Source organism: Rheinheimera hassiensis, assembly GCF_022436675.1.
Taxonomy (GTDB): Bacteria; Pseudomonadota; Gammaproteobacteria; order Enterobacterales; family Alteromonadaceae; genus Alishewanella; species Alishewanella hassiensis.
In genome coordinates this window covers 110151-124677 of sequence record NZ_JAKUJZ010000007.1, presented here as the reverse complement: position 1 = coordinate 124677, position 14527 = coordinate 110151, and the positions used below count along the sequence as shown (strand labels likewise).

At 45.0% G+C, this 14527-nt stretch carries 15 protein-coding genes; 4 read left to right on the top strand and 11 right to left on the bottom strand.

Going from position 1 to position 14527, the window contains the following annotated elements:
* Positions 1-227: 227 nt before the first annotated feature.
* The 10 genes from astE to seqA all read right to left on the bottom strand — a co-directional run bounded on the left by astE (position 228) and on the right by seqA (position 11928).
* A complete protein-coding gene (gene astE / locus MJX74_RS15985; RefSeq protein ID WP_240223955.1) occupies positions 228-1298 on the bottom strand; it encodes a succinylglutamate desuccinylase in 1071 nt (356 codons plus the stop codon).
* Between the two features lie 83 nt (positions 1299-1381).
* Positions 1382-3043 (bottom strand): GGDEF domain-containing protein, encoded by a 1662-nt coding sequence (locus MJX74_RS15980; protein ID WP_240223953.1) that lies wholly within the window; start codon positions 3041-3043, stop codon positions 1382-1384.
* An 85-nt stretch (positions 3044-3128) separates the two neighbouring features.
* Positions 3129-3404: a hypothetical protein gene (locus MJX74_RS15975; RefSeq protein ID WP_240223951.1), complete on the bottom strand. Its 276-nt coding sequence runs from the start codon at positions 3402-3404 to the stop codon at positions 3129-3131.
* Positions 3405-3539: 135 nt separating this feature from the next.
* A complete protein-coding gene (locus tag MJX74_RS15970) occupies positions 3540-5303 on the bottom strand; it encodes a GGDEF domain-containing protein (RefSeq protein WP_240223950.1) in 1764 nt (587 codons plus the stop codon).
* A gap of 13 nt (positions 5304-5316) precedes the next feature.
* On the bottom strand, positions 5317-5586 hold the full coding sequence (locus MJX74_RS15965; RefSeq protein ID WP_240223949.1) for a hypothetical protein: 270 nt from the start codon (positions 5584-5586) through the stop codon (positions 5317-5319).
* Between the two features lie 72 nt (positions 5587-5658).
* Positions 5659-6156 carry a GNAT family N-acetyltransferase gene (locus MJX74_RS15960; protein WP_275692825.1) on the bottom strand — a complete coding sequence of 166 codons (498 nt, stop codon included), beginning with the start codon at positions 6154-6156 and terminating at the stop codon, positions 5659-5661.
* Positions 6157-6220: 64 nt separating this feature from the next.
* Positions 6221-7009: an SAM-dependent methyltransferase gene (locus MJX74_RS15955; RefSeq protein WP_240223946.1), complete on the bottom strand. Its 789-nt coding sequence runs from the start codon at positions 7007-7009 to the stop codon at positions 6221-6223.
* Between the two features lie 111 nt (positions 7010-7120).
* A complete protein-coding gene (locus tag MJX74_RS15950) occupies positions 7121-9607 on the bottom strand; it encodes a glycogen/starch/alpha-glucan phosphorylase (protein WP_240223945.1) in 2487 nt (828 codons plus the stop codon).
* 153 nt (positions 9608-9760) lie between these two features.
* A complete protein-coding gene (gene pgm / locus MJX74_RS15945) occupies positions 9761-11410 on the bottom strand; it encodes a phosphoglucomutase (alpha-D-glucose-1,6-bisphosphate-dependent) (protein WP_240223944.1) in 1650 nt (549 codons plus the stop codon).
* An 11-nt stretch (positions 11411-11421) separates the two neighbouring features.
* Complete coding sequence (seqA, locus tag MJX74_RS15940; protein WP_240223943.1) at positions 11422-11928, bottom strand: replication initiation negative regulator SeqA; 507 nt, start codon at positions 11926-11928, stop codon at positions 11422-11424.
* Positions 11929-12036: 108 nt separating this feature from the next.
* Here seqA and MJX74_RS15935 point away from each other — a divergent pair, with 108 nt between their 5' ends.
* The 4 genes from MJX74_RS15935 (at position 12037) to fldA (ending at position 13905) form a co-directional block, all read left to right on the top strand.
* On the top strand, positions 12037-12810 hold the full coding sequence (locus MJX74_RS15935) for an alpha/beta fold hydrolase (protein WP_240223942.1): 774 nt from the start codon (positions 12037-12039) through the stop codon (positions 12808-12810).
* 65 nt (positions 12811-12875) lie between these two features.
* A complete protein-coding gene (locus MJX74_RS15930) occupies positions 12876-13073 on the top strand; it encodes a DUF2788 domain-containing protein (protein WP_068231878.1) in 198 nt (65 codons plus the stop codon).
* A 14-nt stretch (positions 13074-13087) separates the two neighbouring features.
* Entirely contained in the window at positions 13088-13360 is a 273-nt protein-coding gene (gene ybfE / locus MJX74_RS15925; RefSeq protein WP_240223941.1) for a LexA regulated protein, read from the top strand.
* A 14-nt stretch (positions 13361-13374) separates the two neighbouring features.
* Positions 13375-13905, top strand: a complete 531-nt coding sequence (gene fldA, locus MJX74_RS15920; RefSeq protein WP_240223940.1) for a flavodoxin FldA — start codon at positions 13375-13377, stop codon at positions 13903-13905.
* 49 nt (positions 13906-13954) lie between these two features.
* Here the strand turns inward: fldA and MJX74_RS15915 are convergent, their stop codons facing one another.
* Positions 13955-14425: a DUF4442 domain-containing protein gene (locus tag MJX74_RS15915; protein ID WP_240223938.1), complete on the bottom strand. Its 471-nt coding sequence runs from the start codon at positions 14423-14425 to the stop codon at positions 13955-13957.
* Between the last annotated feature and the right edge of the window lie 102 nt (positions 14426-14527).

Below are 14527 nucleotides of genomic sequence, written 5' to 3'. Positions count from 1 at the left end.
AGGCTGGCGGAACTTAGCTTCTACCGTCCAGTATAGCGGTTTTAACCGCTCTCCCCGTTTTGTGCCTGGCGTTAACCGGCACCGGTGTGTTCTGATTATTATCGGCGGCAACTTTACCTTTACGTAAACTGCATTGCAACCGCCGGCCGGGTTTGGCCCGGCAAGCAGCTCGAACGACTGTCAGCTTAAATTTACTCTTTACAGCAGTTTACTGTGGGAATAAGCCGTTAAGCGATATTGTGCGCCACCGTAGTGGGCACCACCATCAGCATAGCGCGCTGACCTATGGCCACTTTGGCATTGGGGAAAATAATGGCTTCACCTTCGCGCTCTACTCTGTACTCAATATCACCGTCTGTCGCCAGCAAGGTGCCTTGCGGATAAGCAGTAAAATTTTCTACATCATCCGCAAAGTGCAGTTTAAACTCCTGCGTTTGTTTATTGATCGCGCGATACACTTGATACAGCTGAAATTGCTGCTCGTCAAAATGAACTGTGCTCACCGCGTCTTCGCCAACCAATTGGCGCAGCGCAGCACGCGCTTTGGCAAAACGTTGCATATCGTTCTGGCCAAACGGCTTTACCTTGCCCAGCTCAATGGTAAAGGCATCGGCACCATGGCTGTTAGACGCGTAGTAACTGAAGGTAGACGCCGGCGTTTGCATTAACAGCACTGTCGTGACATCACAGGCCTGTAAAAACTCAAACTCGGCCTTTTGCCACGGCTTATTATGCAAGAACGGATACACGGCAAATTTTTCAAAACGGGAGCCACGGATAGCAGTGTGTAAATCATATAAATAACGGTTACGCGGCACCGCACTGGTTACGCGTATCTCTTGATAGAAACGACTGACGTACTCTTCCAACGCCTTAGCGCGCTTACGCTCAGCGTTAATCAGGCCCGCGCCCATGCTATGGTGACCGGAAAATAGCCTGTTTAGGTTTTCGATAATTTCGCGTGTACCGGCATTTATCGCGGCAGGGTTGCCAAACAGCACTAACAAGCGATGTTTAAGTTGAAGTTGGCCGGTTAGCAGGTCTTTTACCAGCTCAGCGCAAATCTCTATCGGCGCCGTTTCATTGCCGTGTACGCCACAGGACAGAACGATATCTTTGGTATTGCTTTCACAAAGTGCCGGCTCAAAACATATTACGCCTGTATCGAAAATCCTGACCGCTGTGCCATCAGGTAATGAAAACTGTGATGATGGCAAGCCATCAGGGTTTGAAAGAGTGAGTTGCAAAAAATCGCCATGTTGCAGCAGTTGGACGTGTTGGGTAGATAGTTGCGCCATGCGCCAGCTCCGGGTTGTCATAATGCACTGATTCTACCGCAGTTAACGCACTCAGCCAAACCTGACGCTTGTGACACAGTAAATCAGCCCAGCTCTTCTGTATACATTGATACCTGATCCCGCCCGGACTGCTTCGCTTTGTACATTGCCAGATCAGCATCAGCCAGTAGCTGTTTAAGCTGATAGCCAGACGTATCGGAAGAGCTGACACCAAAACTGGCACTAAGAGGAAACGTACAACCGCTGGCTTTAGTATCTATAGTGGCAATGGCATCACGGCATATCTCGGCCATCAATGCAGCTTTATCCGCATGGCAACCCGGCAACACGACAGCAAACTCTTCCCCGCCAATGCGGCCAAATACATCATTATTGCGCATAAAATTACGGCAGGTTTTTACCACCTGCTGCAGTGCCCAATCGCCTGTGGCGTGGCCGCATCGATCGTTTATATTTTTAAAGTGATCCAGGTCAAATAAAATCAGTGCTGCAGGTTTGGCATCCAGCTCACAATAGTCCAGCGCTACTCTGGCCTGGTTGTTAAAGTGATAACGGTTACTAATACCGGTTAACTGATCATATTCGGCAATTTTTTTAAAGCGACTACGCCCGGACATACCGCGGTATGCCATAAAACTGGCCAAAGCTACAATTAGCAGTAGCAACAGCATAATAAGGCGGTTTTGTTTTACTTCTTGCTGATACAGGTTTTTTTGTAAAAAAAGTAATTCGTTATCTTTATCGAGTAAGGCTAAGCGCTGATCTTTCACTTCTATTTCCGCTTTAGCAACGTGATAGGCTTGTTGTCTTACAAAGCGGTCATCGCTATTCGCTTTTAGAGCAGAAGTATACTTTACATGATATTCCAATGCCTTATTGAAATTTTGCCGTGTATAGTTAACCTGGTATAACACATAATAAGCATTTAACACCGGTAAGCTAAACTCTGAAGCGCCCGAGTGCTGTAAGGTGCGATTAGCCCGCTCTTCTGCAATGTTGTATTCTGCCAGGGCCAGACTGTTTTGCGCTCCTGCTCCTAAAACTCCTGCCAGCAGAAATGGGTAATTTGTTTTAGTAACTGAATCTATGAATGAATCATAATACTTGTCAGCCTGCCGGTACTGTTCTGTCTGTAATAAATAGTTAAAGTATTTAAGGCGGATAAGGTTAGCAAAAATCAGCTCCCGGTTATCAACACAATGGCTTACTGATGATTCCACCATAGTGCTGAAAAGCTCCCATTGCCCTAACCCATACAACGATTCGATTAAATGATGTCTGGCATGACACAGTGTTTTTTCTGATGTTGCGCTATCGATCAATACCTGAGCATAAAACCTGGCAATATCAAACTCTGACAGCTGATTATAAGTATAAGCCAGTACGCTCAGGCCGTGCTCTTTTGCCCGGGTTGATGTTACAGACTGAACTTCACGGCTTATTTGTTCAAGATAAGAAAACGCATTGCGGTAATTTCTGGTTACTGCAAACACATTCACCAACAGTGCTTTAACCCGAAAAACAATTTCCGGTTCAGTATCACGGGCTAGCATTGACTCCAGCAACGCTGCTGCTCCGTCGAAATCACCACGCAGCGACATTTCATAGCTTTGCAGTAACTCTAAATAGTCGTATTCATACTGTGTCAGCTTCCCGGCGTTTTCAGCAATAACTGCCAGTTTTTCACTGAACTGCGCTACATTAACGACTTTAAGATCATCCAATGCGTCCAGTCGCTCGGTCATTTCACTGGCTGGTGCAATAGCAACAAAACCAGCAAAGATTATCAATGCTGGTTTTATAAGTTTAATTAGCAGTGGCTGAGCCAATCTAAAAGTTAGCGGCAACCGATGACTTTTCCTCAGTCTCGTCGTCATTCTCTGGCACATCTTGTGGCGGTTCTTCTGCGGGGCAAATTGCACATATCACTTTGTTCCGCACTTGTAATAAGGCTTCTAACTGAACGTGATCCCTGCTCAAGATAGCCTGCTGCACCTGAACATCCATATCCAACGGGTTAAATACTTTTTGTAAAGCTGCAGTATCCAGGCTCTGTAACGCAGCATTCTGCCCCAAAGTTTCAAGCAAGCTAATTACTTTATTCATTGTTAGTCCCTGTATAATTGTTATATCACAGTGAAAGGTTTTAAATTAAATCAGAATTTAAGTACCATCCTGCACCCGGCTGTAAAGAATTACAACTACTACAGTAACGTTATAATACACAACGACAATAAATTTTTAGTCCGCTTTATCTATAAGGTGAGTATAAGTTGCAATCTGATCCCGTCCTGATTGCTTGGCTCTGTACATTGCCAGATCTGCATCAGCTAACAACTGTTTAAGCTGATAGCCCGATATATCGGAAGAGCTGACACCAAAACTGGCACTAATCGGGAACGTATAACCACTTTCTGTCGTATCTATAGTAGAAATAGCATCACGGCATATCTCTGCCAGTAATGCGGCTTTATCGGCATGGCAGCCCGGCAACACCACAGCAAACTCTTCCCCGCCAATACGGCCAAATACATCATTATTGCGCATAAAATTACGACAGGTTTTTACCACCTGTTGCAGTGCCCAATCTCCGATAGCATGGCCGTAGTTGTCATTGATAGTTTTAAAGTAATCCAGGTCAAACAGGATTAGTGCAGCGGGTTTAGCGTTAAGCTCGCAGTAATCCAGTGCAACTTTAGCCAAATTGTTAAAATGATAACGGTTACTGATACCGGTTAATTGGTCAAACTCAGCAATTTTTTTAAAGCGTTTACGACCGGACATGCCTCGATAGGCTATAAAACTAGCGATAAGCAGCACGACAAATAGCAACAACATAAGTAACCTGTGCTGCCGAACCTCTTGCGCGTATATGTTTCTTTGTAATGATAGTAACTCGTTGTCTTTATCTAACAGCGCTATACGTTGATTCTTCACTTCAATTTCTCCCCGAGCCAGGTGATAAGCCAGAAGCTGTGAAGATAACTCTTTTTCATACGACGTTTTAGCTGCGTTTAATAACTCAAGATATTTTAGTGATTCTTGAAATTTTTTTTGATATTTAGCTATTTCATACAGCGACTTAGCAGCCAAAATAACAGGCAAACTAAAAGGGTGAGTATCTGAAAATAGCAGCGCTTCTTTTGCCAAAGACTCTGCTTTTGACATGTCGTTCTCAGCAAAGTAGGCTTGTGATACTAACGCATTTACCTTGGCTACAAGAAAAGAGTAATTTGTTGTATTAAGTGTTTCGCGATAGTTTTCATAGCTGTTTATTGCAACTGCAAAGTGCTTTTGATTAACATTGTAACGAACGATTTCGGCAATAATAAAACCAGCCGCTATTTTCTCACCGGTACGCTGACAAAGACTAAAACCAAACTCAGATTCTTTATCAAAATCCTGCTGTTTAGCCTGAGCAGACATTGCTTCAATTTTTTGGGTATACAAACGACAAAGGTTGATGTCCGATAAAGCTAAGGAGTGGATATCTCGCAAGTAATACTGGGCTAGATCAAACTTTTCTAACTTAATGTATAGCAGCGCAATTACGCCAAGACGTTGCACCAGTGCTTTTTCGTCAGTTAGCTGATGTCCTTCTGTCAATAAAATTTCAAAATACTCAAAAGCATTAGCGTAGTTCTGAGCAAGAACATAAGAATTTACCAACAATGCCAGAGCTCGGATCCGAAGCACATCATTCGCAGGACGATACAGCAGGTTTTGTAGCAAGGCTGGCGTTTCATGATAATTGCTAAGCAATGTTGCTTCGCTGGCCTTTAGTAAGTTCAGGTAATCAGATTCATCTGCATCAAACCTGGAGCTATATTCATCTAGTCTCTTTAGTTCATGCTGAAAGGCTTTAAAATTTGATAGTCTTAAATCATCAACTTTCTCAAGCTGAGGCAAATAGCCTTTCTCAGGAGGAGGTTCTGTCGCATAAAGAAAATTAGGGGCAAGCAAGAATATTGCCCCCCAAAATATTTGCCGTACAAAAAAGACCATAAATCTGAGCAGGTCAAACAGCTACACGCACCTTCATATCACCCGGCTCGTCATCGTCAGCAGGTTGGTTAGGTTGATCTTTAGGCTCTTCAACAGGAAAAACCATACAAACAATTTTATGCCTTACATCGAGCAGCATTTCCAACTCCTCAATATTGCCTTGGCTAATTAACGTTTCGGCTTCTGATAACACCAAACCAGTCTGCTCAAATGCAGATTCAGTGTTATAGCGTAGTTGACTGTCTGCCCCTAAGCGTGCGATTAAACTGATAATGTTGTCCATTTCCCATCCTTGTTGTTATTAGGTTTAAGTGTTACCCAGCCAAAATAAGCTGAAACCGATAAAGACGCAACTTTACTTCGCTTCCCAATCACGTGTGGCTAATTTCAACTGATATTGCTCTGTTAATGCAGCCGGACAGGACTGCGATATGGCTTTAGTAAAACCTAATTTTTGAGCAGAACAAACTGCGGCCAGATTACCAGCCTGGATCTGTTTAGTGATTGTCGTAATGCCCCACTCAGCTGCCAGCCAGCAGATAAGCATGCCACTAAGCTCTGTACCCAGGCCTTTGCTATGCCATTGTGGTAGTAACATCCGGCCAATTTCTGCGTATTTTTTTTTCAAATCCAGCTGATTAACAGAGGCAATACCAATACTCTGATTATTACTTTTTAAAGCTACCCTGAAATAACAACGTTGAATATGCCTTTGTTGGTTGCACTTAAGTGCAGCTTCAAAGCTACGGTGAGCTTTGTCTTCACTTAATGGGCTGCTGACATAACTCATACTTGCTTTATCCGTCATCAGGGAACAGTACAATGTTCTATCGCCTTCAGACAACAACGTCATGTGTAATCGCGCAGAGCTGCTACAAATAGTCTGTAGTTTGGCAACAGCATCACCTTGTTGCATCTTATTGCGGCCTTGCTGATAATTTTTCCAGACGTTCCAGCAAAGCATCGTTGAGTTGCATCGATGCCGCAGGGGGAATTACTAAAGTAGTTTTCAAATCCATTAGCGCGTCAGGTAAAGCTGATAACGGCATCTGCTCGATACGTGTTTGTTGAATTGGTAAAGTAACAGCCTCGTACAAAATGACCTGATGCTCTGCCGGATAATATTGACTCAGTAACTCGACCAGTATTTGCCGGTAAGCCGCATTGGTTGAGAACTTTGCCAACGTTCTGTCGCCCGCTACCCCAACCTGCCACAAAATCAGGTAAGCAGCGGTATCAATATTACGTTTATAAAACATAAACTGGCTGGCTTCATAGTGCTGGCAGCCGTAAGTGCCGGGGTCGATGCCTAAATCGGCATACAAACAATCTTCTGCTGAAACCCCCGGCTCCATATGGGCGGTAAAACCCAGTTCACGAGCTTGCTTGATGGCATTGTGTGGCACCCAGGCAAATACGCCCGGATGGCCGTAAAACGCCCCAACCACCTTTTTGCCTGCTTTAACTTCAGCCAGCATCGCGGCTACCATTTCGCGATAAGTGATCATCCTGGATTTGCCTTCCAGATAGTAAGGTTGCAGTGAACGCACATCAGTATTCATCTGCTCTATCCACTTTTCGGTGATGCCATCGGCTACTAATACAAAAACCACATCAGCCTGTTCAATGTAGCTGCGGGAAAGCGGGCTGATATGCGAGCCCAGTGTCATACCTGTACCAACACAAACTAAACTGCCTGTTTGCAAAATTACGTCCTTGATATTTTTTCTTCACTATAAGGCGCTACTGGCTTTGCTGGCAAGCCTATATTGCAGCCATAAAAAAAGCCTGTCACTGACAGGCTTTTCAACACTAGCTTAATCGCGTCTGATATTACACTTCTCCAAATGCCATACCCGGCTGACATAGTCCTCGATAGAACGGTCAGAGGTAAACTTACCTACCGAGGCTGTGTTGAGTATGGCTTTTTTAGCCCACAGTGATTTATCGCGATACCACTGATCTATTTTCTGCTGGGCTTTAACATAACTTTCAAAATCTGCCAGTACCAGATAAGGGTCTCCGCCCTCCAGCAAGCTACGTTTAATGGCCGCTAACTCGCCAGGTTTACCCGGTGTGAAATAATCTGTTTCCAGCCAATCCAGAATGGCTTTAATTTCCGGATTAGCATAGTAATAATCCATACTGTTGTAGCCATCGGCATGTAAGGCCTTTACTTCATCTACCGTTAAACCAAAGATGGCAATATTGTCATCGCCTACTTCCTCAGCAATTTCGATATTGGCACCATCCAAAGTACCCACCGTAATAGCGCCGTTCAGTGCCAGCTTCATATTACCGGTGCCTGATGCCTCTTTACCTGCAGTAGAAATTTGCTCAGATACGTCAGCAGCCGGTATCATTTTCTCGGCCAGCGTTACCCGATAATTAGGCATAAACACCACTTTTAACCGGTTTTTCACTCGCTTATCGTGGTTAATTTTCTCAGCGACTTTATTAATGGCATAAATAATTTCTTTGGCTAGCTTATAACCCGGCGCTGCCTTGGCACCAAACAGAAATACGCGTGGCATCATGTCGTAATCCGGCTCCTGCAGAATACGGCGGTACATTGCCAATATATGCAACAGGTTCAGGTGCTGACGCTTATATTCATGCAGCCGCTTAATCTGAATATCAAAGATGGCATGCGGATCAATATCAATATGCGTCAGCTTTTTCACTACCGTTGCCAGATCAGCTTTATTCTGTTGCTTAATCGCCATAAAGGCGTCCTGAATTTTGGCGTCATCAGCAAAGGCCGCAAATTTAGACAACTGCTTTAAATCAGTTGGCCATTCAGTGCCTATATTGTCGTCCAGTAATTTTGCCAGTTTCGGGTTACAGGCTTTTAACCATCGTCTTGGCGTAACACCATTGGTTACATTAGTAAATTTATCCGGCCACAAGGCCACCATTTCCGGGAATAAATCTGACTTAACCAGTTTTGAGTGAATTTCAGCCACACCATTGACCCGGAACGACCCTACTACTGATAAGTGGCCCATCCGTACCATAGGATCATGGCCTTCTTCGATAATTGACAGTTTACGTTTTTTAGCATTGTCGCCTGGCCATAACACATCAACCTGCTCAACCAGGAAGCGCCGGTTAATTTCGTAGATAATTTCCAGGTGGCGCGGCAATACTTTTTCGAATAACCGAACCGGCCATTTTTCCAGCGCTTCGGGTAACAGGGTATGGTTAGTATAAGCAAAAACCTGCTGACAGATATTCCAGGCCTGATCCCATTGCATTTCAGCGCGGTCTACCAGAATACGCATAAGCTCGGGAATAGACACTGCCGGGTGTGTATCATTCAGCTGGATAACCACCTGCTTGGCAAAATCGCTCCAATCATCAGCATGAGTGCGCTTGTAGCGACGAATAATGTCTTTTAATGAGCAAGAAACAAAAAAGTACTGCTGGATTAGGCGTAACTCTTTACCTGCATCGGTTTCATCATTCGGGTACAGTACTTTCGAAATAGTTTCTGCTTCGATATTCTCACGTGAAGCGTCGATATAACCACCAGAGTTAAATACGTCCCAGTTAAAAAAGTCACTGGCCCGGCTTTCCCATAACCGCAATACATTTACTGAGCTGCCGTTATAACCAACGATCGGGATATCCCATGGCACACCTTTGATAATACGTCCCGGGTGCCACACTTTTTTCATCTTACCCTGCAGGTCATATACTGTTTCGACATAGCCGTATACTGAAATTTCCTGCACAGATTCCGGCCGGCAAATTTCCCAGGGGTTAGCATATTCGCGCCAGCTATCTGGCCGCTCTATCTGACGGCCGTCCTGAAAACTTTGCTGAAATAGTCCGTGCTCATAATGAATGCCATAGCCAATTGCCGGATAATTCAGTGTGGCCAGAGAATCAATAAAACATGCAGCTAATCGGCCTAAGCCGCCATTACCCAGCGCCATATCTTCTTCCTGATCTTCCAGATCAGCAATATTCAGCCCCAGATCTGACAGTGCCTGCTTAGCTTGCTCATACAACCCCAGATTATGCAGATTATTGCTGAACAAACGGCCCATCAGATATTCCAGACTGAAATAATGTAAAGCGCGGGTGTTGTTTTCGTAATGCGTGCGCTGAGTATTGCGCAAACCGTCATATACCTGCTCATTTACCGCAGCACAGGTGGCTCGCCACCACGCCTGTGGGCTGGCTTTATTTACGTCGGTACCTAAGGTGGAATGCAGATGACGGATTATCTGATCTTTCAGCTGTTCGGTGTTAATTTGTGTTACACCAGTATTGGCAGTTGAGGTATGTTTTTTCATTACAAATCCTGATAGTTTTCTGCCTGTGATAGCTACATAATATCGCCAAGCGTAGAATTATTACAAAAAAATACCCTATCACAGTGCTCAAGGCAAAATTGAAGGCTATGAATGTAATTTAATTACAATGTAGATCATAGCCTTTTCAGCGCCTTATATCTGACTGAATACGTATTCAACAAACGCCTTTGCATCATGCTCCAGTTGCAACAGGTGGGCCTGATCAACAAAGCTCTCCAGATAAATCTTATACGAGTTTTCCGTTCCTGATGGCCGGGCAGCAAACCAGCCATTACGGGTAACTACTTTCACACCGCCAATATCAGCATTATTTCCCGGAGCTTTAGTTAATACCGCTAAAATATCATCGCCGGCTAACGTTGTTTGCTTAACACTTTTTACATCGAGTTTTTTCAGGGCGGCTTTCTGTTCACTACTGGCCGGAGCATCTAAACGGCGATACAACGGCGAGCCAAGCTCTCGTGTAAGCGCCTGATATTGCTGATAAGGATCTACGCCGGTTTTTGCCAGCATTTCTGCCGCTAATAACCCCAAAATAATACCGTCTTTATCAGTAGACCAGGCACTGCCATCAAACCGTAAAAAACTAGCCCCTGCACTTTCTTCACCACCAAAAGCAACGCTACCGTTATGCAAACCCTCTACAAACCATTTAAAACCTACCGGAACTTCCAGTAAATTACGCCCGCGTGCAGCAACCACTCTGTCAATTAATGCACTGGATACCAGTGTTTTGCCAATAGCCAGCTCAGCGGCCCAGTCTGGCCGGTTAGCAAGTAAATAATTAATGGCCACGGCCAGATAATGATTAGGGTTCATCAGGCCGCCACTGCGGGTAACTATGCCGTGGCGATCGAAGTCCGGGTCATTACCAATGGCAATATCAAACTGATCTTTTAGCTGTATCAAATTAGCCATGGCATAGGCAGAGGAGCAATCCATACGAATTTGCCCGTCTTTATCCAACGGCATAAAGGCAAACGCCGGGTCAACCTTTTCATTTACCACAGTAATGTTCAGGCCATAACGCTCAGCAATACGTGGCCAATACGCAATACCAGAGCCACCCAGCGGGTCAACACCAATTTTTATGCCTGCTTTGGCTATCGCGGCCATATCTATAACGTTTGCTAAATCATCAACATAGTGCTGAATGTAATCAATATGCTGGCAGTAGCCAGATTGCAGTGCCAGGGCGTAAGGCATCATTTTTACGCCTTCCAGATCTTTGGCTAGCAATTCATTGGCGCGTTGCTCTATCCAGTTAGTGACATCGGTATCCGCCGGGCCGCCGTGTGGCGGGTTGTACTTAATGCCGCCATCCTGTGGTGGATTATGTGATGGCGTAATCACAATACCATCTGCCAGTTGGCTGGTTGCGCCTTTATTTTGTGTCAGAATAGCGTGCGAAATAACCGGCGTTGGCGTGTAGCCCAAATCTTTTTGGATGCATACCTGAATTTTATTGGCAATCAGCACCTCAAGCGCGGTAGCAAATGCCGCCTCAGATAAAGCGTGGGTGTCTTTACCCAAAAATAATGGCCCGGTAATCGCATTTTTTTTACGGTAATCGGCTACAGCCTGACAGATTGCCAGCACATGTGGTTCATTAAACGAGCAGTTCAGAGCATTGCCGCGATGGCCCGAGGTACCAAAACTGACTTGATGCTCAGGTTGCGTATGCACATCGGGTTCCAGCACATAGTATGCCGTCATCAGGCGGCTGATATTAGGCACTAACGATGTGGGCACCTGCTGCCCGGCCAGTGGGTGTAAAGACATAACTTTTCCTTTTATAACAAATCGCGAATACGTTCTGCATCCTGTTCACTATAGCCGAGTTTAATGGCTGTCTCAGTCAGCATCATTTTTTTGCGGGTGGTATTGGAGTTAGTGATCACCCAAAATTCAGTATTAGGAATTTGTTTTGGGTTGGTGCTACTACCAGCCTCTGACAGCTCTTCTGCACTGCGGCCAAAATACAGCCGGTTACGGCCTTTAATATCCAGCACCTTGTTGAACTGTTTTTTGTGCGCCCGGGCCAGCGCTGACAAAATAAACAAAAATCGGCCGACGACACTCGACTCAGCAGGTAAGTCCTGCTTATTTATTAAGTCGAAAATACTGCTGCTGATTGGCGCCGTAGGTGCTGATGCAGCAGGCTCGACGGCCTGTACTACAGTAGCAGTATCGTCACCAAGCAATAAGCGCCTTAAGATCTCTGAGGCACTCTCACCAATTTTTTGAGTCTGACCGGCAATGTACTGGTATAGCTCGTCATCTATTTCGATGGTTTTCATATATTTATTCCGCGCGCTAAAAGTGACCTCATTATATAAAGCCTTATCGACTGACGCCAGCGGCATGATTTGCTAGACTAACCTGCCCGTTAACCAAATGAGCTTTCTATGCTTTTACATACCCATATCAGCGGCCTGCAAGACAGCAACAAAGAGCCGGTAGTGCTTATTCACGGCTTATTTGGCAGTTATGAGAACCTTGGTGTCATCGAACGTAGTTTAAGTGAGCAATACCAGGTAATTAATGTTGATGTACGCAATCACGGCCAATCCGGCCATAGTGCCGACATGAATTATCAACTGATGGCTGAAGACCTTGCACAGACGCTGGATTCTCTTAGTGTTAAAAAAGCAGCAATACTCGGGCACTCTATGGGGGGCAAGCTCGCCATGGCCTATGCCGTTACCTATCCTGAGCGCGTCACCAGGCTTATTTTGGCTGATATTGCGCCAGTAAGTTATCCGCCCCGGCACAATAGCATTTTTACCGGCTTAAATTCAGTTGATTTAACACAGATTGAAAACCGGACCGACGCTGATAAGCAACTGGCTCCACACATTAAAGAAAGTGGCGTGCGTCAGTTTTTGCTAAAAAGCCTGATAAAAGAGGATGACACGTTTCAGTGGCGCTTTAACCTCAGGGCACTTTACGACAACTATACCGCGTTAACTGGTAATCCAATTGACAGCGGCAGTTATAGTGGGCCGGTGCTATTTATTAAAGGTGGCGATTCTGATTACATCCTGCCAGAACACAAAGCCACAATTACAAAAGTGTTTCCGGCAGCACAGGCGAAAATTATCCAGGGCACCGGCCATTGGCTGCATGCTGAAAAACCTGCCGCCTTTACCAAGCTGGTGAAGGACTTTTTATTGAGCTAACGCACTAAATTTTGGTGAAGTTATGCTATAGTGCGCGCACTTTTTTGCAGGTCAGGTAACGTGCTGTGGCTATAGAGCAGTTTGAAGCGATAGGTTTGTGGCTTGGGCTTGGTATTTTGTACCTATTTATTATAATGGCCATACGAGACGTGCTGAAAAAAAGTAACGCACCTAAGCTTGGGCAGTTTTTTGTCTGGCTAGTGCTGTTTTTGTCGCCGGCGGTATTTATTATCAAAAGCGTAGTGCCCTATTTTATTGAGTAGTAAGGTTAGGATTAATGGCGAAAATTGCCACTGATCGCACCACGATTGATTTATTTGCCCAGGAAAAGCGCCCTGGCCGGCCGAAAACCAATCCGCTGCCACGGGAAGAACAGCTGAAACTGAACAAGCGGAATCAAATCAAGCGTGATCGCAGTAAAGGCTTAAAACGCATTGAATTTAAAGTGTCTGACCAGCTGTATGACGTACTTAGTCAGCAGGCTGATAAAGCCGACATGACACGCAGTGCGTATATAGAACATATTTTGACACAAGTTTTAACCAGGTAAAGAAGGTTAGATTAATGGCAACTGTAGGCATTTTTTTCGGTAGCGATACCGGTAACACTGAACATATCGCCAAGATGATCCAGAAAGAGCTGGGTAAACACTTGTTTGATGTGCGTGATATCGCCAAAAGCAGCAAAGAAGATATTGCCGCTTTTGATTTACTGCTGTTGGGCATTCCAACCTGGTATTACGGCGAAGCGCAATGTGATTGGGATGATTTTTTCCCGGAGCTGGAAAACATCGACTTTAACAACAAGCTAGTGGCTATTTTTGGCTGTGGTGATCAGGAAGACTATGCAGAATACTTCCTTGATGCCATGGGTACCCTACGCGATATTATCGAGCCTAAAGGCGCGATTATCGTCGGGCACTGGCCAACCGCTGGCTACAACTTTGTTGCTTCCAAAGCTCTGGTCGATAACGATCATTTTGTCGGTCTGGGGGTAGATGAAGATCGCCAGCCAGAACTGACAGAGCCAAGGGTTAAACAGTGGTGTAAACAGATTTATGAAGAAATGAGCTTAAAAGAGTTCGAAGGTCTATAACCATCACAGCAAAACCGGCTTCACAGCCGGTTTTTTTATGCTGCAAAATTTAAACTGCCCGGTATTTGGCTTTTTTACGCACATAAACAGTACGATTTACCGCTGCCACAATGTTGTTCTGGCTGTCTTTAATATGCACACTAAACTGAGGAAAATGCTTATCGCCACTCTCTGTTGCGGCCTTTATGGTATTAACGGTATCGTCTGACAACCAAAACTCTGCTGTTAGCCTGCCCTTGCCCGGTGTAATAAAATCAATATCTGCCTGCTTATCCCACACCAGATACTCTTTACCTAAAGCCCCCATCAGCATCAGCGGGTAAATAGGATCTGTCATAGCAAACATGGTACCGCCAAATTGGGTATTATTAATATTTCGTGTCCACGGCCGCGATTTTAACTCAACACGGCAGTAACGATAATCGCTGCTTAGCGCAGCAACCTTAATACCCGGAAATAAAAACGGCGGCCAAAAATTCAGTAAGTGGCGCATCACCGCCGGATTAAATGCCCATTTCATAAATGCACTCTGGTATGACCTGTTTGAGCTATTGTACTTCGCGGTTTGCCAAGTACAAGCTTTGCTTTACGCACAACAGCGGAATATTGCCATTTCATTCTC